Annotated in this window: 18 protein-coding genes; 13 read left to right on the forward strand and 5 right to left on the reverse strand. The window is 72.9% G+C overall.

Annotation, left to right across the window (positions count from 1 at the left end):
* Window positions 1-124: 124 nt before the first annotated feature.
* The 9 genes from EDD26_RS07695 to EDD26_RS07735 all read left to right on the forward strand — a co-directional run bounded on the left by EDD26_RS07695 (window position 125) and on the right by EDD26_RS07735 (window position 9,849).
* On the forward strand, window positions 125-2,665 hold the full coding sequence (locus EDD26_RS07695; protein WP_123697171.1) for an HAD-IC family P-type ATPase: 2,541 nt from the start codon (window positions 125-127) through the stop codon (window positions 2,663-2,665).
* Between the two features lie 114 nt (window positions 2,666-2,779).
* Window positions 2,780-3,367: a hypothetical protein gene (locus EDD26_RS07700; RefSeq protein ID WP_123697172.1), complete on the forward strand. Its 588-nt coding sequence runs from the start codon at window positions 2,780-2,782 to the stop codon at window positions 3,365-3,367.
* A gap of 47 nt (window positions 3,368-3,414) precedes the next feature.
* A complete protein-coding gene (locus EDD26_RS07705; RefSeq protein ID WP_123697173.1) occupies window positions 3,415-4,044 on the forward strand; it encodes a DNA-directed RNA polymerase subunit beta in 630 nt (209 codons plus the stop codon).
* Between the two features lie 86 nt (window positions 4,045-4,130).
* Window positions 4,131-4,730 (forward strand): hypothetical protein, encoded by a 600-nt coding sequence (locus EDD26_RS07710; protein ID WP_123697174.1) that lies wholly within the window; start codon window positions 4,131-4,133, stop codon window positions 4,728-4,730.
* Between the two features lie 401 nt (window positions 4,731-5,131).
* Window positions 5,132-6,241, forward strand: coding sequence for a phosphate ABC transporter substrate-binding protein PstS (locus EDD26_RS07715; protein WP_123697175.1), 1,110 nt, complete (start codon window positions 5,132-5,134; stop codon window positions 6,239-6,241).
* Window positions 6,242-6,347: 106 nt separating this feature from the next.
* Window positions 6,348-7,280: a phosphate ABC transporter permease subunit PstC gene (gene pstC / locus EDD26_RS07720; RefSeq protein WP_123697176.1), complete on the forward strand. Its 933-nt coding sequence runs from the start codon at window positions 6,348-6,350 to the stop codon at window positions 7,278-7,280.
* A 3-nt stretch (window positions 7,281-7,283) separates the two neighbouring features.
* Window positions 7,284-8,369 (forward strand): phosphate ABC transporter permease PstA, encoded by a 1,086-nt coding sequence (pstA, locus tag EDD26_RS07725; RefSeq protein ID WP_123697177.1) that lies wholly within the window; start codon window positions 7,284-7,286, stop codon window positions 8,367-8,369.
* 5 nt (window positions 8,370-8,374) lie between these two features.
* A complete protein-coding gene (gene pstB / locus EDD26_RS07730) occupies window positions 8,375-9,154 on the forward strand; it encodes a phosphate ABC transporter ATP-binding protein PstB (protein WP_123697178.1) in 780 nt (259 codons plus the stop codon).
* Window positions 9,155-9,261: 107 nt separating this feature from the next.
* Window positions 9,262-9,849, forward strand: coding sequence for a DapH/DapD/GlmU-related protein (locus tag EDD26_RS07735; RefSeq protein ID WP_123697179.1), 588 nt, complete (start codon window positions 9,262-9,264; stop codon window positions 9,847-9,849).
* A 126-nt stretch (window positions 9,850-9,975) separates the two neighbouring features.
* Here the strand turns inward: EDD26_RS07735 and EDD26_RS07740 are convergent, their stop codons facing one another.
* Genes EDD26_RS07740 through EDD26_RS07755 form a run of 4 tightly spaced genes read right to left on the reverse strand, consistent with a single transcriptional unit; the run spans window position 9,976 to window position 14,659 of the window.
* Entirely contained in the window at window positions 9,976-10,917 is a 942-nt protein-coding gene (locus tag EDD26_RS07740) for an NUDIX hydrolase (RefSeq protein ID WP_123697180.1), read from the reverse strand.
* Complete coding sequence (locus EDD26_RS07745; protein WP_123697181.1) at window positions 10,914-13,175, reverse strand: RNA degradosome polyphosphate kinase; 2,262 nt, start codon at window positions 13,173-13,175, stop codon at window positions 10,914-10,916. The genes EDD26_RS07740 and EDD26_RS07745 overlap by 4 nt, the downstream gene beginning before the upstream one ends.
* 12 nt (window positions 13,176-13,187) lie before the next feature.
* Entirely contained in the window at window positions 13,188-14,021 is an 834-nt protein-coding gene (mshD, locus tag EDD26_RS07750; RefSeq protein WP_123697182.1) for a mycothiol synthase, read from the reverse strand.
* Window positions 14,018-14,659 carry a response regulator transcription factor gene (locus EDD26_RS07755; RefSeq protein ID WP_123697183.1) on the reverse strand — a complete coding sequence of 214 codons (642 nt, stop codon included), beginning with the start codon at window positions 14,657-14,659 and terminating at the stop codon, window positions 14,018-14,020. The genes mshD and EDD26_RS07755 overlap by 4 nt, the downstream gene beginning before the upstream one ends.
* Window positions 14,660-14,767: 108 nt before the next feature.
* Between EDD26_RS07755 and EDD26_RS07760 the strand changes: the two genes are divergently transcribed.
* From EDD26_RS07760 to ygfZ, 4 genes are read left to right on the forward strand one after another with little or no spacing between them, the layout of a single operon-like run.
* Entirely contained in the window at window positions 14,768-15,028 is a 261-nt protein-coding gene (locus EDD26_RS07760) for a hypothetical protein (RefSeq protein WP_123697184.1), read from the forward strand.
* A gap of 40 nt (window positions 15,029-15,068) precedes the next feature.
* Window positions 15,069-15,191, forward strand: coding sequence for a hypothetical protein (locus EDD26_RS15005; protein WP_281273315.1), 123 nt, complete (start codon window positions 15,069-15,071; stop codon window positions 15,189-15,191).
* 3 nt (window positions 15,192-15,194) lie between these two features.
* A complete protein-coding gene (locus tag EDD26_RS07765) occupies window positions 15,195-15,812 on the forward strand; it encodes a heme-binding beta-barrel domain-containing protein (RefSeq protein WP_123697185.1) in 618 nt (205 codons plus the stop codon).
* Complete coding sequence (gene ygfZ / locus EDD26_RS07770; protein WP_123697186.1) at window positions 15,809-16,861, forward strand: CAF17-like 4Fe-4S cluster assembly/insertion protein YgfZ; 1,053 nt, start codon at window positions 15,809-15,811, stop codon at window positions 16,859-16,861. Before EDD26_RS07765 ends, ygfZ begins: the two co-directional genes overlap by 4 nt.
* Before the next feature lie 116 nt (window positions 16,862-16,977).
* On the opposite strand, the gene EDD26_RS07775 is transcribed toward ygfZ, so the two are convergent.
* Window positions 16,978-17,817 (reverse strand): class I SAM-dependent methyltransferase, encoded by an 840-nt coding sequence (locus EDD26_RS07775; protein ID WP_123697187.1) that lies wholly within the window; start codon window positions 17,815-17,817, stop codon window positions 16,978-16,980.
* Window positions 17,818-17,820 lie beyond the last annotated feature (3 nt).

Here is a 17,820-nt window from a genome sequence, read left to right on the forward strand (position 1 = left end):
TCCCGCTCCCGGGGGTCAACCTCCCGGATGATTCGGGCGATCCTCCCTACCGTGCTCGGCGGTGAGCGACCAGAGTGGTCCCCGGGTCCGCCGTCCCCGGATCTGCCGCCTGCCAGGAAGCCGCATGTCTGCTCAGACCCCAGCCCGCACGCCGGCGCCGGCCGACGCCCCGGGCGCGCCCGCGGCCGGTCACGTCGACCACCAGCGCATCCTGACGACCACCGACCCCGCGACGGGGCTGACCGCCGCCGAGGTCGCGGTGCGCATCGCGGACGGCCGCGTGAACCGGCTCGCCAACGCGTCGAGCCGCAGCCTGCTGTCGATCCTGCGCGTCAACCTCTTCACGCTCTTCAACCTCGTGATCGCGGTCTGCACGGCCGTGCTCATCGTGCTCGGGCGCTGGCAGGACGCGCTCTTCTCGTTCGCGGCGATCTCGAACGTCGTGATCGGCGTCGTGCAGGAGCACAGCGCCAAGCGCAAGCTCGACGGGCTCGCACTGCTGCACGTGCAGCGCTCGACGGTCGTGCGCGACGGCGAGCGACGCGACGTCGCGATGGGCGAGCTCGTGCAGGACGACATCCTGCTGCTGCGCCGCGGCGACCAGGTGCCGGCCGACGGGGTGATCGTGGCGACCGAGGGCGTCGACCTCGACGAGTCGCTGCTGACGGGGGAGTCGGAGCCGCAGCTCAAGCACGTCGGCGACGGCGTGCTCTCGGGCTCCGCGGTCTCGGCCGGCTCCGCCTCGGTGCAGCTCACGAGCGTCGGCAGCGACTCCTTCGCCGCCCGCCTCACCGCCGAGGCACGCCGCTTCTCGCTCGTGCACTCCGAGCTGCGCGTCGCGCTCAACCGCGTCGTCACCTGGATCTCGATCGCGCTCGTGCCGCTCATCGCGATCGTCCTCAACGGCCAGATGCAGGCGCGCGGCGGATGGGCCGCGGCGATCGCGAGCGGCGAGTGGCAGGACGCGGTCGTGCTCTCGACCGCCGCGATCTCCGCCTCGGTGCCGCAGGGGCTCATCCTCATGACCTCGATCGCCTTCGCGGTCGCCGCGGTCAAGCTCGCGCGCAGCCAGGTGCTCGTGCAGGAGCTCGCCGCGGTCGAGGGGCTCGCGCGCGTCGACGTCATCTGCCTCGACAAGACGGGCACGCTCACCGAGGGCGACGTCGAGCTGCTCGAGGTGACGCCGGTCGACGACGCCGGCACCCCGCGGGCGGCGGTGTGGGCGGATGCGCTGCGCGCGGTCGACGTGCAGCCCGGCACGCCCGCGTGGCCGGCCGCGCTCGCCTGGTTCGGCCACGACGAGGACGCGAACCCCACCGCGCAGGCCATCCGGCCGGCGCTCGACGCGCCCGGGCTGGCGCCCAGCGCCGTCATCGGCTTCTCGTCCGCCCGGCGCATGAGCGCGGTCGCGTTCGCGTCGGGCGCGGCGCGCGGCACCTGGGTGCTCGGCGCGCCGGAGTCGGTGCTCGGCGACGGCGCCGGGGACAGCGCGGTCGGGCAGCGGGCGCTCGAGATCGCGGCGGCCGGCCGTCGCGCGCTCGTGCTCGCGCACGCCGAGCATCCGATCGATCAGGAGCAGTGCGAGCGGCTCGAGCTGCCGCCGCTGCGGCCGGTGGCGGTGGTCGCGTTCGGCGAGCGCGTGCGCGACGACGCCGCCGCGACGCTCGAGTACTTCCGAGCGCAGGGCGTCGAGGTGCGCGTCATCTCCGGCGACCACCCCCGCACGGTCGGCGCCGTTGCACGCCAGGTCAGCATCCCGCTCCAGGGCGACGCCTACGACGCGCGGCACCTGCCGACCGACGCCGAGGAGCTCAAGGCCGTGCTCGCCGACCACCACGTGCTCGGCCGGGTCTCGCCGGGGCAGAAGCGCGGCATCGTCGAGGCGCTGCAGGCGATGGGCCGCACGGTGGCGATGACGGGCGACGGCGTGAACGACGCCCTCGCGCTGAAGACCGCCGACCTGGGGATCGCGATGGGGGAGGGCGCGGCCGCGACGAAGGCCGTCGCGCGCCTCGTGCTGCTCGACGGGCGCTTCTCGCACCTGCCGCAGGTGGTCGCCGAGGGGCGGCAGGTGATCGCCAACATCGAGCGCGTGTCGCGCATCTTCCTCACGAAGACGACCTACGCGTTCACGCTCGCGCTGCTCTTCGGGGCGTTCCTCGTGCAGTACCCGTTCCTGCCTCGCCAGCTCTCGGCGACCGACGGCCTGACGATCGGCATCCCCGCGTTCGTGCTCGCGCTCATGCCGGCCGCGACCCGCTACGTTCCGGGCTTCCTCGGCCGCAGCCTGCGGTTCACGATCCCCGCCGGCGTCACGGTGGCGCTCGCGGTGCTCGCGATCACGCTCATCGGCCGCGGCGCGGAGGTCGACGAGCGCCAGGTGCAGACGGCCGCGGTCATCACGCTCACCGTCTGCGGGCTCTGGGTGCTCGGCATCGCGTGCCGCCCGTTCACGCTCGTGCGGGCGGGCATCGTCGCGCTCATGGTCGTCGCGCTCGTCGTCGCGGTGCTCGTGCCCGTCGTGCGCGACTTCTTCCAGTTCCAGCTGCCCGAGGGGCCGCTGCTGCTGGCGTCGATCGGCATCGGCCTGGTCGGCAGCGCGCTCATCGAGGTGTGGCACCGGCTGGCGCCCAAGCTGCCGCCTGCGCTCGTCGCCGACGCCTGAGCCGCGCGACCGCATCGCCGGGCGCCGGCGACACGCGCAGCACGGGGGCGGAGGGATGCGTGCGTCGCCGCTGCGCGGAACCTACGCTGGTGCCAGACCGTCACGAGGAGCCCCATGACCCCCGCAGCCCGCCGTTCCGCCACCGCCCTGCTCGTCGGCGCCGCCGTCGTCACCCTCACCGCCGGATGCGTCTTGACCGCGCCGCCGCTGCCGGCCGCGCCGGCCGCGACCACCGGGGCGACCACCGCGCCGGAGCCCGCGCCCACCGAGAGCGCCGAGCCGACCGAGCCCAGCGAGACCGCTGCCGCCTCCGCGGGGCCGTACGAGATCACCGCCGAGGGCCAGGACGGCTCGGTGTGGAGCTTCGAGGTCACCGACAGCCGCGTCGTGGAGACCGACTCGGGCGGCCAGGCGGCGGAGCCCGGCTTCCAGCTCGTCGAGGTGCTCGTCGACGCCGAGCTCCTCGAGGGCGAGCCCGACTTCTACCACGCCTTCCACATCTACATCGTGGACGACGCCACCGGCGACGAGTACGGGCTGAGCACCGCGAGCTCGTTCTACGCCGAGGGCGACCTCTTCACGACCGGGCAGGAGCCGTCGATCACCGGTGGCGTGGGCATCTTCCACGTGCCGGCGAGCCTCGGCATCGACCACGTGCGCGTGACGACCGACCAGGGCGGGGTCTGGGACTTCTCCCGCTGAGGCGGCCCGCCATCCAGGCTGCGCCAGCATCCGGGATGATGGAGGGGATGGCTGAGCACTTCAAGCGCCCCACCCGCTTCTCGAACGACTGGTTCTCCCGCATCGAGGGCGACGTCGACCCTGCCGTGCGGCTGCAGCTCGCGAGCGAGACAGCGCAGGCGCTGCTCGCGCGCGTCCGCTCCGGTGCCGACCCCGACGTGGTCGAGCGCATCCTGCGCGTCGCGAGGGACGACGGCATCGACACGGTCGCCGAGCTCTGGTCGCACGCGCGGCCCCACTCGCTGCCCGGCGCGCTGTGGCGCGTCAACCTGCTGCACGCGCTCGTGACGCAGCGCGCCGACGAGGCGGCCCTGCTCTACCAGCAGGGGGCGGATGCGCTGCCGACGGCCGCCCCGGTGGTCGCGGGCGTGCCCGCCCCGGCGACGCCCGACGAGCTCCGCTCCCTCTCGGAGACGATCCTGCGCGGCGTCTTCTCTGGCGACTTCGCGCTCGCGCTCGAGCGCGCGGCCGCGTTCGCGACCGTGACCGCCGCGGGCGCGGTCGAGGCGGCGCACGTCGACGAGCCGGTGCATCCGGAGCGCGCGGGCGAGCGCACCCGACTGGCGGCGTCGCTCACCGACATCGCCGGCGACCTGCGGGTGTGCGCGCGGATGTGGCGATCGGAGAGCCTGGTCTGAGCGTGTGCTGATGCGCGGCGTCGCCACCCCGCCCTAGGCTCGGCTCGTCGGCCGCGCACCCGGTCGGCACCGAGAAGGAGACCGACATGGCACGCCGCCCCCTCGCCGCTGCGCTCATCCTGGGCGCGAGCGCCCTCGCGCTCACCGGCTGCATCCCGATGCCGCCCGCGATCCCCGCGGCGCCTACGGGCTCGCCCATCGAGCCGGCCGACCCCGTCGACACCACCGAGGCGACCGAGCCGGCAGAGCCGAGCGAGACCGGCTCCTCGGAGGAGCCGTCGGAGCCCGCCGACGGCGCGTACGACTTCACGGTCGACGACGGCGCAGGGGACGTCTGGTCGTTCAGCGTCACGTCGCTCGAGGAGAACCCGCCGATGCAGTCGGGCGAGCCCGAGCCCGGCACCTACTTCGTCGGCATCCTCTTCGACGCCGAGCACCTCGAGGGATCGTTCGGCTTCAGCAGCTCGTTCGACATCTTCGTCGTGGGCAGCGACGGGGTCGAGTACGACTGGCGCGACACGATCGCGGTCACCGCGGAGGACGACGTCTTCTACGCCGACGAGCAGGCCTTCACGCAGGCCCGCGCGGTCGTGCAGCTGCCGGAGGGCGTCGAGCCCGCCCAGGTCATCCTGCGCTCTGCCTACGGCTACCCGGAGGTCCCCGAGACGGTCATCGACGTGGAGTGACCGCCGCGTCGCAGCATCCAGGGCGCCCGGGGAGACCCGGGCGCCCTGTCGCATGCGCGGGCGACGCGCCCGGCGGCGGGGACCGTTCGCGGTGAGCGCAGAGGGCTGCATGACGCGCCTCCGGTCGCTACCCTGGACGAGCCGGGCCGCGTAACCCCGGGCTCCAATATTCGCCGCTGCGAGCGGCCTTCCGCCGAGAGGCGTTTCGCGGCCCGGCCTTCGCATGTCCGGGGCCGTCGCCGTCGCCTTGAGCCGCTCATGCGCCCCCGTTCACCGGCTGTTCACCTGCGCGGGGCCTGGCCGCCACCCTGCCTGCCTACCGTGATCAGCGGTGCGCAAGCGTGCGCCAGACCCAGGGCGCTGCAGTCCCTGCACCGAACCACATTCCGAAAGGGAACACCGTGAAGTTCACGAAGCTCGGCCGCGCTGCGGTCGTCGCAGCAGCTGGCGCCATCCTGCTCAGCTCCTGCGCTGCCAACGAGCCGGCCGCGACCGCGCCGGCCGATGGCTCCGAGGCCCCCGCCGGGTCCACGCTCTCGGGCGACCTCGCCGGTGCCGGCGCGTCGTCGATGGGCGCAGCGCAGGAGGCCTGGATCGCCGGCTTCCAGGGCGAGAACGAGGACGTCAACATCACCTACGACCCCGCCGGCTCCGGCGCGGGCCGCGAGCAGTTCATCGCGGGCGGCGTCTCGTTCGCCGGCTCGGACGCCTACCTGGACGACGAGGAGCTCGCCGGCGAGTTCGCCGCGTGCGTGCCGGACACGCTCCCGGTCGACCTGCCGGTCTACATCTCCCCGATCGCCGTGATCTTCAACGTCGAGGGCGTCGACTCGCTCAACATGGACGCGTCGACGATCGCGAAGATCTTCTCGGGCCAGATCACGAACTGGAACGACGAGGCGATCGCCTCGCAGAACGAGGGCGTCACGCTGCCGGACGCGACCATCACGGCCGTGCACCGCTCGGACGACTCGGGCACCACCGAGAACTTCACGCAGTACCTCACGGCGACCGCCGAGTCCGACTGGACCGAGGGTGAGTTCGAGACGTGGCCCGCCTCCTACGGCGGCGAGGGTGCGCAGGGCACCTCGGGCGTCGTCGATGCCGTCTCGAACGGCACGAACACGATCGGCTACGCCGACGCGTCGCGCGCCGGCGAGCTGGGCACGGTCGCGCTGCAGGTCGGCGAGGAGTACGTGCCGTTCACGGCCGACGCCGCTGCTGCCGCGGTCGACGCGTCGCCGCGCGTCGAGGGCCGTCACGAGGGTGACATCGCGGTCGAGCTCGACCGCACGTCGACCGAGGCCGGGGTCTACCCGCTCGTGCTCATCTCCTACGCGATCGCCTGCACGGACTACGCGGACGACGCCGAGGCCGAGCTCGTCAAGGGCTACCTGAGCTACATCGCCTCGGCGGAGGGCCAGGAGGCCGGCCAGGCCAACGCCGGCAACGCGCCGATCTCCGACGAGCTCCGCGAGGAGATCCTCGCGGTCGTCGACACGATCCAGTAGGACAGACTGATCAGCGCAGCGCTCGCGCTGCACTCGTCCGGCCGGGGCGCTCGATCGCCCCGGCCGGACGCCTGCCCGGCCCCTTCCCGAATCCACTGGGAGCCCCATGACCACCGCAGCACAGGCCGCGCCTCGCGCCGCAGCTCCGAAGCGCCCCGCCGACATCATCTTCAAGGCCACCTCGACGACCGCGGGCGTGCTCATCCTCGTCGCGCTCGCAGGCGTCGCGATCTTCCTCGTCGCGCAGGCGGTGCCCGCGATCATCGGCCCGCTGCCGGATGACGACAGCTTCCTCGCCTGGGTCTGGCCGCTCACCTTCGGCACGGTCTGGTCTGCGTTCCTCGCCATGCTCATGGCCGTGCCGCTCGCCATCGCGATCGCGCTCTTCATCACGCACTTCGCCCCGCGCCGCCTCGCGCAGGGCCTGGGCTACCTCATCGACCTGCTGGCGGCCATCCCCTCCGTGATCTACGGCCTGTGGGGCATCACGGTGCTCGCGCCGTTCATGCAGCCCGCGTACATCTGGCTCGCCGAGAACCTGAGCTGGATCCCGCTCTTCACGCCGCCCGCATCGGGCACCGGTCGCACGATCTTCACGGCTGCCATCGTGCTCGCGGTCATGGTGCTGCCGATCATCACCGCGCTCTGCCGCGAGATCTTCCTGCAGACGCCGCGCCTCAACGAGGAGGCGGCGCTCGCGCTCGGCGCGACCCGCTGGGAGATGATCACGATGTCGGTGCTGCCGCACGGCCGCTCCGGCATCATCGCCTCCTCGATCCTCGGCCTCGGCCGCGCGCTCGGCGAGACGATGGCCGTCGCGATGGTCCTCGCGTCGGCCGGCGCCGTCACCTTCGTGGTGGTCGGCTCGCAGAACCCCTCGACGATCGCGGCGAACATCGCCCTGCGGTTCCCCGAGGCGCACGGCATCACCGTCAACATGCTGATCGGGTCCGGCCTCGTGCTGTTCGCGATCACGCTCGTCGTCAACGGCGTCTCGCGGTGGATCATCGCGAAGACGACCGTGGACGGAGGCAGGTAGACCATGACCACCACGATCACCGCTCCCCGCCGCGAGGCGAACAACCCGCTGACCGCGGGGCAGCTGCCGAAGTGGGGCCCGTGGGCCCTGCTCGGTGTCGCGCTCGTCGTCGGCGGGGCCGTCTCGGCGCTCGTCGCCGGCGCGAGCGGCACCGGCTTCAGCCTCGTCTCGACCGTCATCATCGGCTTCGTGCTCTACCTGGTCTCGATCACCGTGGTCAGCCAGCTCATCGAGGGCGGGCGCAAGGCCACCGACCGGCTCGTCACGGGCGTCGTGCTCGGCGCGTTCCTGCTCGCGCTCGTGCCGCTCATCTCGCTGATCTCCACCGTGCTCGTCAACGGCCTCGCGCGCTTCGACATCCAGTTCTTCACCTACACGATGCGCAACGTGGTGGGCGAGGGCGGCGGCGTGCTGCACGCGATCGTCGGCACGGTGCTCGTCACGCTGTGGGCGACGATCATCTCGGTGCCGGTCGGCATCTTCACCGCCATCTACCTCGTCGAGTACGGCCGCGGCCGCCTCTCGCAGGCCATCACGTTCTTCGTCGACGTCATGACGGGCATCCCCTCGATCGTCGCGGGCCTGTTCGCCTACGCGCTGTTCGCGCTCTTCGCGGGGGAGGGCGTGCGCAGCGGCTTCGGCGGCGCGGTGGCGCTCAGCCTGCTGATGATCCCGACCGTCGTGCGCTCGACGGAGGAGATGCTCAAGCTCGTGCCGAACGACCTGCGGGAGGCGTCGCTCGCCCTCGGCGTGCCGAAGTGGCTGACGATCGCGAAGGTCGTGCTGCCCACGGCGCTCGCCGGCATCGTCACCGGCGTCACGCTCGCCATCGCCCGCGTCATCGGCGAGACGGCGCCGCTGCTCATCATCGCCGGGTTCACCACGAACATGAACTACAACGTGTTCGACGGCCGCATGATGACGCTGCCGGTGTTCGCGTTCAACCAGTACGTCAGCCCAGGCGTGCAGGAGCAGGCCTACTTCGACCGAGCGTGGGCGGCCGCGCTCGTGCTCATCCTCATCGTCATGCTGCTCAACATCGGCGCGCGCCTCATCGCGCACTTCTTCGCGCCGAAGTCCGGAAGGTAAGGAACATGTCCAAGCGCATCGAGATCAACGACCTCGACGTCTACTACGGCGACTTCAAGGCCGTGGAGGGAGTCTCGGTCGAGATCGAGCCCCGCAGCGTCACCGCCTTCATCGGCCCCTCGGGCTGCGGCAAGTCGACCGTGCTCCGCACGCTCAACCGCATGCACGAGGTCATCTCGGGCGCCTGGGTCGACGGCGAGGTGCTGCTCGACGGCGCCAACCTGTACGGCCCCGGCGTCGACCCGGTGAACGTGCGCCGGCAGATCGGCATGGTGTTCCAGCGCCCGAACCCGTTCCCGACGATGACGATCCGCGAGAACGTGCTCGCCGGCGTGATGCTCAACAACCGGCGGATGTCGAAGGGCGACCAGGACGAGCTCGTCGAGCGCTCGCTGCGCGGCGCCAACCTCTGGAACGAGGTCAAGGACCGCCTCGGGCTGCCCGGCTCCGGCCTCTCGGGCGGTCAGCAGCAGCGCCTCTGCATCGCCCGCGCGATCGCCGTCAGCCCGGACGTGCTGCTGATGGACGAGCCGTGCTCGGCCCTCGACCCGATCTCGACGCTCGCGATCGAGGACCTCATCGAGGAGCTCAAGCAGGAGTACACGATCGTGATCGTGACCCACAACATGCAGCAAGCGAGCCGCGTGAGCGACAAGACCGCGTTCTTCAACATCGCCGGCACCGGCAAGCCGGGCAAGCTCATCGAGTTCGACGAGACGACGAAGATCTTCTCGAACCCCACCGTGCAGGCCACCGAGGACTACGTCTCCGGCCGCTTCGGCTGATCCGGGGTCCTCGACGTCGCCGGTGGTGCCGCATCCGCTATTTCGCGCTGATGGACCACCGGCGACGTTGAGATCCCGGACCGCGGGGCGCGCGTAGCGTGGTGGCGATGATCACCCTGCAGGAGTTCCTCGCCCACGTGCGCAGCGGCGCCCTGATCGAGGCTGGCTCGCCCGAGCACGCCTTCATGCACGGCGCCGCTCAGGATGCGCTGCGCGTCACCGCCGAGCTGAACGGCGGCTACCGCACGCCCGACGAGGTGCGCGCCCTGCTGTCCGAGCTGACCGGCACCGAGGTCGACCCGTCGGTGACGGTCTTCCCGCCCTTCTCGAGCGAGTTCGGCAAGAACCTGCGCCTCGGCAGGGACGTCTTCATCAACATGGGCTGCCGCTTCCAGGACACGGGCGGGATCACGATCGGCGACGGCTCGCTCATCGGCCACGGCAGCACGCTGACGACGCTCAACCACGGCGTCGACCCCGCGCACCGCGGCGACATGCAGCCGGCGCCGGTCGTGCTGGGCCGCAGCGTCTGGCTCGGCGCCTCCGTGACCGTCGTGCCGGGCGTGACGATCGGCGACGGCGCGATCGTGGGCGCGGGCGCGGTCGTGACGAAGGACGTGCCCGCGAACGGCATCGTCGCCGGGGTGCCGGCCAGGCTCATCCGCATGACGGGCTTCGAGGCCGCGGCCGACTGACACGCTCGGCTGACGCGGCCGCCTGACGCGCTCGGCGGCGAGTGCCGGGGCGCAGTCGCAGTGTCGCGACACTCGCGCAGCAGCGCGACACGCTGCCCCTCACTCGCCCGCCGCGGGGCTCCTGGGTCAGGGCTCGGCGGGGGCGTGCGTCTCGAGCGCGACGAGCGCGGGCGTGTCGCCGGCGCTGACGTGCAGCACCGTGAACTCCGCCGTGTGGAGCATCGACGCGCGGTGCGTGCGCTCCGACTCCAGGCCGTTCGCGGCGTGCACGACGGCGGTGACGATCTCGGGGATGATCGGCGCGTGCGAGCAGAGCACGGTGCCGCGGCGCTTGCGCACCGCCTTCGCGATGCGGGCCTCGAGCGCGGCGCGCGGGTCGACGCTCGACTCCTGGCTGATCTCGGCGGTCGCGCGCGGCGCGATCCCGGTGAGCGCGGCGAGCGGCGCGACCGTCTGCCGGCAGCGCACGGCGCTCGACGTGACGATGCGCCGCGGGCCGAAGGCCGCGACGCCCGGCGCGACGGCGCGCGACTGCCGCTCGCCGCGATCGGTGAGCGGGCGCGACGCGTCGCCGCCCTCCCAGTTGAAGGGGTTCGCGGCCTTCGCGTGGCGCAGCGCGATGATCGGGAACGTGTGCGCGTGCCCGGCGGCAAGCCGCTCCTCGAAGCGCTCGATGACGTCCACGTCGTGCTCGTAGGTGCAGCGCGCCTTCGCCGCTGCGAGCGGCAGCCACAGGAGCTCGAGGATCTCGTCGTTCGGCTCGAAGGGCGCGCGCTCCGCCTCCTCCTCGTCGACGAACGCCTGCCAGTAGTAGACGACCTTGTCGCGGCCGTCCGGGAGCCGGTACTCGGTCGTGCCGAGCGGGGCCCCGAGCGCGATCCGCACGCCCGTCTCCTCCTCGATCTCGCGCGCCGCGCACTGCGGCAGCGTCTCGCCCGGGTCGAGCTTGCCCTTCGGCAGCGAGTGGTCGCGGTGCTGCGTGCGCTCGACGAGCAGCACGCGCACCTCGCCCTCCGTCTCGCGCCACACGAGCGCGCCGGCGGCGAGCACCGGCAGCTGGGCCGTCATCGGCCGGAGCGCTTGCGCCGCTGGATCTGCATCATCCGGTCGCGGTGCAGGTCGTCGAGCGCTGTGCCGTCCTCGCGGTAGAACCTGCGCGTCCAGGTGCCGTCGGCCTCCGCCCACCACGACGCGGTCTCGGGCGACATCGCCTTGTCGAAGTGCTGCTGGATGTCGCGCTTGTGCTCGCTCGAGGTGAGCTGGATGAGCGTCTCGACCCGGCGGTCGAGGTTGCGGTGCATCATGTCGGCCGAGCCGATGAACACCTCCTCGTCGCCGTCGTTCCAGAACGCGAACACGCGCGAGTGCTCCAGGTAGCGGCCGACGATCGAGCGGATCGTGATGCGCTCGCTCAGCCCCGGCACGCCCGGCTTGATCGAGCAGATGCCGCGCACCCAGATCTCTACGTCGACGCCGGCGCGGCTCGCGCGGTAGAGCGCGTCGATGAGCTGCTCGTCCACGATCGAGTTGACCTTGAGCCGGATGCGCGCGGGGCGGCCGTCGCGCGCCGCCCGCGTCTCGCGCTCGATGCGCTGCAGCAGCCCCTTGCGCAGGTGGCGCGGGGCGACGAGCAGGCGCTGGAACGACTTCTCCTTCGCGTAGCCGGAGAGCTCGTTGAACAGCCGGGTGATGTCGCGGCCGACCTGGTCGTTGTCGGTGAAGAGGCCGAAGTCCTCGTAGATGCGGCTCGTCTTCGGGTTGTAGTTGCCCGTGCCGATGTGGCAGTAGTTGCGCAGCCGGCCGTTCTCGCGCCGCACGATCATCATGAGCTTGCAGTGCGTCTTGAGCCCGACGATGCCGTAGACGACGTGCACGCCCGCGCGCTCGAGCTGGCGCGCCCAGCGGATGTTCGCCTGCTCGTCGAAGCGCGCCTTCACCTCGACGAGCGCGAGCACCTGCTTGCCGGCGGCGGCCGCGCGGATGAGCGCCGCGACCACGGGGGAGTCGCCGGAGGTGCGGTAGAGCGTCTGCTTGATCGCGAGCACGTCGGGGTCGTCGGCCGCCTGCTCGAGCAGCGCCTGCACGCTCGTCGCGAACGACTCGTACGGGTGGTGGACGAGCACGTCCTTGCGGGTGATGGCCTGGAAGAAGTCGGCCCGCTCATCCTGGTCGGTCGGCAGGAAGGCGGCCGCGGTGACCGGCACGCGCTTCGTGTAGTGCAGGTCGGGCCGGTCGAGCCCCGCGAGCTGGAAGAGCCCGCTCAGGTCGAGCAGGCCCGGCAGCTTGTAGACCTCGCGCTCGGTGATGCCGAGCTCGTCGACGAGCAGCGCGTAGGTGTCGTCGTCGATGTCCTCCGACACCTCGAGGCGGATCGGCGGGCCGAACTTGCGCCGCGAGAGCTCGTGCTCGAGCGCCTTGATGAGGTTCTCGGTGTCGTCCTCGTCGATCGTCACGTCCTCGTTGCGCGTGACGCGGAAGGCGTGGTGCTCGACGATCTCCATCCCTGAGAACACCTCGTCGAGGTTGTTCGCGATGAGCTCCTCGAGCGTCAGGAAGCGCTGCGACTGGCCCGAGCGGGGCAGCTCGACGAAGCGCGGCAGCACCGCGGGCACCTTGAGGCGCGCGAACTGGTCCTCGGGCTCGCCCGGCACGCGCACCCGCACGGCCAGGTTGAGCGAGAGGCCCGAGATGTAGGGGAAGGGGTGCGCGGGGTCGACCGCGAGCGGCATGAGCACCGGGAAGATCTCGGCCTCGAAGCGCGCCGACATCGCCTCCTGCTCCTCGGGCGTGAGCTGGTGCCAGGCGACGACGCTGATGCCGGCGGCGTCGAGCTCGGGCTCGAACGAGCCGCGGGCGGCGCGCGCGTGGCGCAGCTGCAGCTCGTGTGCGCGCTGCACGATCTGCGCGAGCAGCTCGGCGGGGGCGATGCCCACGTTGGTCGGCACGGCGAGGCCGGTCGCGATGCGCCGCTTGAGGCCGGCGACGCGCACCATGAAGAACTCGTCCATGTTCGACGCGAAGATCGCCAGGAAGTTGGCGCGCTCGAGCAGCGGCGTGCGCGGGTCCTCCGCCATCTCGAGCACGCGCTCGTTGAAGGCGAGCCACGAGAGCTCCCGGTCGAGGAAGCGGTCGGCGGGGAGGCCGTCGTCGGTCTCGCCGCCCTGCAGCTCGGCCGACCAGTCGAGCTCGGCGTCGTAGTCGTCGAAGTCGGCGGCGTTCGCGTCATGGAAGCTCTGCTCGTCCTCGAGCGTGCGCGCGGTGCGCCTGCGGTCGAGCCGGGACTCGTCGCCGGAGAGGCCGGTGTCTGTCGCGATGCCGTCGGTCATGCGCCAATCATGTCAACCATCGGTGAACGGCGCGTGCCTCCATCGCACGTCGATCGCCCAGCGGTCGAAGCCCGCGCGGTCGTAGAGCGCGAGCGCGGGCGCGTTGTCGCCCTCGACGTAGAGGTGCGCGGTCGTCGCGCCGAGCGCGCGCATCCGCACGAAGGCGGCCGCGAGCATCCGCCGGCCGAGCCCCGCGCCCTGCCGCGCGGGCGAGACGCCCAGCACGTAGAGCTCGGCGACGTCGCCGTCGGGCTTCACCCAGGCGAAGGCGTCGAGGGCGCCGGGCGTCGACGGATCTTCGCCGTCGGCGACCACGAGGTTCGCGTCGTCGTGCCACGGCTCGGCCATGCGCGCGGCGAGGTCGTCGGCCGACATGCGGCCCTGCTCGGGGTGGTCGGCGAAGGCGGCGGCGTTGAGGGCGAGCAGCGCGGATGCGTCGGGCGGCTCGAACGTGCGCACGCCGTCGGGCAGGCGATCGTCGGCGGCATCCGCTGCCGGCACCGGCGCGCGCAGCTGCAGCAGCGTGCGCACCCGCTCCATGCCGAGCGACGCGGCGATCGCCCGCGCCGCGGGCAGGTCGCCGTGCGACCAGGCGTCGAAGGCACCGAGCTCGGCCGCGACCCGGCGCGCGAGGTCGCCGCCGCGGCCCTGCCCGCGCGCGTCGGGCACCACCGCGAGCTCCACCTCCCGGTCACGGTCGCTGATGACGGCGAGCGCATCGGCGTCGCCGATCGTGCGGCGCTCGCCGCGCTCGAGCTCGACGAGCGCCTGGTCGTTGAACGGCGGCACGCCGTCGTGCGCGGCGCAGGCCTCGGCGAGCGCGCGCGCCAGCTCGATCGCGCTCACTCGTCGGCCAGCTCGAAGCGGTAGCCGACGCCGCGCACCGTGCCGATGACGCCCTCGAGGTCGCCGAGCTTGGCGCGCAGGCGGCGCACGTGCACGTCGACCGTGCGGGTGCCGCCGAAGTAGTCGTAGCCCCACACCTCGCTCAGCAGCTGCTCGCGCGTGAAGACCCGAGCGGGGTGCGATGCGAGGAAGCGCAGCAGCTCGAACTCCTTGTAGGTGAGGTCGATCGGGCGGCCGTCGATCTTCGCCTGGTAGCTCGCCTCGTCGATCGAGAGGCCGCTCGCCACGATCGGGCCGCTCGTCTTCGCGCCGGTGATCGCGAGGCGGATGCGCGCCTCGAGCTCGGCGGGACCGGCGGAGTCGAGGACGATGTCGGTGACGCCCCACTCGGCGGTCACCGCGGCGAAGCCGCCCTCGGCGAGCACGAGCAGCAGCGGCGCCGCGTCGCGCTCGAGCAGCCGGCACAGCTGCTTCGCGGCCGCGAGCTCTGCGGCGCCGTCGACCACCACGACGTCCGCGTCGGGGGCGTGCGCGACCGCCTCCGCCGTGCCGGGCAGCATGGTCACGCGGTGCTCGAGGAGCTCGAGACCCGGCAGCACACCCCGGTCGCGGCGGGTGAAGATCACGACGTGCGCCATCCAGCCCCCTGCCTGCGATCGATCCTACGGGTCGCGGCAGCGGGTCCCGAATCGGCGCGGATGCGGCGCGGGCATCGCCGTCCAGCCGCGGTGGGGGATGATGGGCGCGTGTCGTGGCGATGGGCGAGCGTGTGGCCGGTGTGGGCCTTGGCCGTCGTCGGCGCCGTCCTCGTCGGCGTGCTGCAGCCGACCGACGGCATCGTCTGGATGCCGATCGTGCTCGGCGCCTGCACGCTCGCCGCGTTCGCGATCCAGCTCGGCGGCCCGACGGTGCCGGGCATCGTCGGCCGGCTCGCGGAGGCCGTGCTCGGCTCGGTGATCATCCTCGCCGTGGCGAGCGCGATCCTCGTGCCGCTGACCCACCTCTGACCACCGGGTCCCATCGGGCGAGGTCGGCTAGGATCGAGCCATGGCAGAAATCCCCATCGTCGCGCTCGAGATCTTCTACCTCGGCCTGCTCGGCCTGGCGATGCTCGCGATCTTCGGCATCTCCTTCGTCGTGATCCGCAACCTCTTCAGGGGCCAGCGCTAGCCGATGCTCGACCTCGATCCCACGCTCCCGGCGGAGCTGGGCCCGCTGCAGTGGCTCATCGGCACCTGGGAGGGGACCGGCGTCCTGTCGTTCCCCGTCGGCGACCGCACCGTCGAGCACGAGTTCGCCCAGCGCGTCTCGTTCGCGCACCACGGCCACCCCTACCTCGCCTACGAGGCGTACGCCTGGCAGCTCGACGACCAGCTGACGCCGCTCGCTGCCGAGAGCGGCTTCTGGCGCCTCGCCCGGCCGTCGGCCGATTCGGACGCCGGCCCCGGCATGCTCCCGCCCGAGGGCGAGCCCGCCTACCCCGACGCCTCGGCGGTGGAGTCGCTCCGCCGACCCGACGGCGCCTTCGACCTGCAGGCCCTCATCTCGCACCCGACGGGCGTCGCTGAGCTCTACCTCGGCACGATCGCCGGTCCGCGCATCGACCTCGCGACCGACGCAGTGCTGCGCGGCGCGGGCGCGAAGGAGCACACCGCATCCACCCGCATGCTCGGGCTCGTCGACCAGCACCTGCTGTGGGCGTGGGACCTCGCCGCGCTCGGGCAGGGGCTCGAGAGCCACGCGTCGGCGCGCCTGACGCGCGTCGTGCCCGGCGAGGCGAACGAGCAGTGACCGCCGCCGAGGCGCTCGCGAGCCGGATCCCCGGAGCGGTGCTCGGCCCCGACGGGCTGCCGCTGCACGTCGGCAACCCGGTCGCCGAGCAGCGCCGGCTGCGCCGCGACGCGCTCGTGCTGCTGCCGCGCGACGTGCTGCGGCTCACCGGTCCCGACCGGCTGCCGTGGCTGGACTCCATCACCTCGCAGGCCGTCGACCGACTGCCCGCCGGCGCCTCCGCCGAGACGCTCGTGCTCTCGCCCGAGGGTCGCATCGAGCATGCGCTGCGGCTGCGCGAGACGGGCGACGCGCTGTGGATCGTCGTCGACGCCGGTGCGGGTGACGCGCTCGAGGCCTGGCTCACGCGGATGCGCTTCTACAAGGAGGTCGGCATCGAGCGACCGGAGGCGGTCGTCGTCGGCGCCGCGGGGGAGCCCGCGGGCGAGCTCGCCTGGCTCGACGGCTGGCCCGAGGTCGCGCCCGGCGGTGTGCGCTACGGCGAGCCGACGGGGGAGCCGTGGCGCTGGTCGGAGGCGATCCTGACGCCCGCCGAGGCGGATGCGCTCGACCCGGCGCGCTTCGTCGGCACGCTCGCGGCGGATGCGCTCCGCATCGCCGCCGGGCGCCCGGCGCTGGCCGAGGTCGACGAGCGGACGATCCCGCACGAGCTCGACTGGCTCACCACCGCGGTGCACCTCTCGAAGGGCTGCTACCGCGGCCAGGAGACGGTCGCGAAGGTGCACAACCTCGGCGCCCCGCCGCGCCGCGTCGTGCTGCTGCACCTCGACGGCAGCCAGAACGCGCCCGTCGCACCGGGCGACGTCGTGCTGCGCGGCGACGCGGAGGTCGGGGCGGTGACCTCCTCGGCGATGCACGACGAGCTCGGCCCCATCGCGCTCGCGGTCGTGAAGCGCGGCACCCCGACCGACGAGGACCTCGCGGTGCGGAGCGCCGAGGGCATCGCGGTCGCGGCCGGCCAGCAGGTGCTCGTGCCGCCGACCGCCGGTCACGCGCACCGCCCGCCGCGCCTCCCGCGCCTCGGCGCGGTGCAGCGCCCGACCGCGTAGCCCACCGGCCATCAGGGGCCGTTCGCCCGGTGTCGGGTTGTGGCGGGAGTGTCGCGACACTCGCGCACAGAGTCGACACTCCGCCGCGGAGGTGCGCGCGGGTGTCGGGTTCCCGGTCAGGGGAGCGGGGCGACGGCGTCCCAGGCGACCGTGAGCTCGCCGAGGCGCCAGCGCGACGGGCGGTCGGCCACCGGCCAGCCGGCGTCGCGCATCCGCCGCACCGTCGACTGCCACCGCTGCCCGGCCCCGAAGTCGGCGAGCGGCGCATCGCTCGCCCACGCCCGGTCGAGGTCGACGAGCAGCGCGTGCACGCGCTCGCCCGGGACGTTGCGGTGGATGAGCGCCTTCGGCAGCCGCTCGGCGACGACCGACGGCGCGGGCATCGCGTCGGTGCCGAGCTCGTCGACCTTGAGCGCGATCGTGAGCGACCTCGGCCCCGTCGGGTCGAGCGCGACCCACGCGCAGACGCGGCCGAGCTCGTTCGAGGTGCCCTCGACGAGCAGCCCGCTCGGCGCGAGCCGCGCCCGCATGGTCGCCCAGTGCCCGGCGACCTCGTGCTCGTCGTACTGCCGCAGCACGTTCATCGCGCGGATGACCTGGGGCGCCCGCGGCGTGGGCACCTCGAAGCCGCCGAGCGCGAACGCCACCCGGGCATCCGGCGCGATCGCGCGGCCGTAGCGCGTCGGTCCGGCCTCGCGGGCGAGCGCGAGCTCGGCGGTCGCGAGGGCGACGCGCGCCGGGTCGATCTCGAGGCCCAGCACCTCGACCCCCTGGTTGCCGCGCGCGAGGCGCTCGTGCAGCTCGAGGCTCGTCGTGGCGCTCGCGCCGTAGCCGAGGTCGACGACGAGCGCGCCGGGCACGCGCGCCGCGGGCTGCGCGGCGATCCAGCGGTCGACCCGGCGCAGTCGGTTGACGCCCGTCGTCCCGCGCGTGATGCGCCCCCTCGGCTTGGCCACGCA

This window comes from Agrococcus jenensis, assembly GCF_003752465.1.
GTDB classification, from domain to species: Bacteria; Actinomycetota; Actinomycetes; order Actinomycetales; family Microbacteriaceae; genus Agrococcus; species Agrococcus jenensis.

Bases quoted from the DNA above. Each gene is read 5' to 3' on its own strand.
- EDD26_RS07755 (WP_123697183.1), bottom strand. From the start codon at position 14,659: ATGGCGCACGTCGTGATCTTCACCCGCCGCGACCGGGGTGTGCTGCCG.
- pstA (WP_123697177.1), top strand. From the start codon at position 7,284: ATGACCACCACGATCACCGCTCCCCGCCGCGAGGCGAACAACCCGCTG.
- EDD26_RS15005 (WP_281273315.1), top strand. From the start codon at position 15,069: ATGGCAGAAATCCCCATCGTCGCGCTCGAGATCTTCTACCTCGGCCTG.
- pstC (WP_123697176.1), top strand. From the start codon at position 6,348: ATGACCACCGCAGCACAGGCCGCGCCTCGCGCCGCAGCTCCGAAGCGC.
- pstB (WP_123697178.1), top strand. From the start codon at position 8,375: ATGTCCAAGCGCATCGAGATCAACGACCTCGACGTCTACTACGGCGAC.
- EDD26_RS07745 (WP_123697181.1), bottom strand. From the start codon at position 13,175: ATGACCGACGGCATCGCGACAGACACCGGCCTCTCCGGCGACGAGTCC.
- EDD26_RS07700 (WP_123697172.1), top strand. From the start codon at position 2,780: ATGACCCCCGCAGCCCGCCGTTCCGCCACCGCCCTGCTCGTCGGCGCC.
- EDD26_RS07740 (WP_123697180.1), bottom strand. From the start codon at position 10,917: ATGACGGCCCAGCTGCCGGTGCTCGCCGCCGGCGCGCTCGTGTGGCGC.
- EDD26_RS07765 (WP_123697185.1), top strand. From the start codon at position 15,195: ATGCTCGACCTCGATCCCACGCTCCCGGCGGAGCTGGGCCCGCTGCAG.
- EDD26_RS07705 (WP_123697173.1), top strand. From the start codon at position 3,415: ATGGCTGAGCACTTCAAGCGCCCCACCCGCTTCTCGAACGACTGGTTC.
- EDD26_RS07735 (WP_123697179.1), top strand. From the start codon at position 9,262: ATGATCACCCTGCAGGAGTTCCTCGCCCACGTGCGCAGCGGCGCCCTG.
- EDD26_RS07710 (WP_123697174.1), top strand. From the start codon at position 4,131: ATGGCACGCCGCCCCCTCGCCGCTGCGCTCATCCTGGGCGCGAGCGCC.
- EDD26_RS07695 (WP_123697171.1), top strand. From the start codon at position 125: ATGTCTGCTCAGACCCCAGCCCGCACGCCGGCGCCGGCCGACGCCCCG.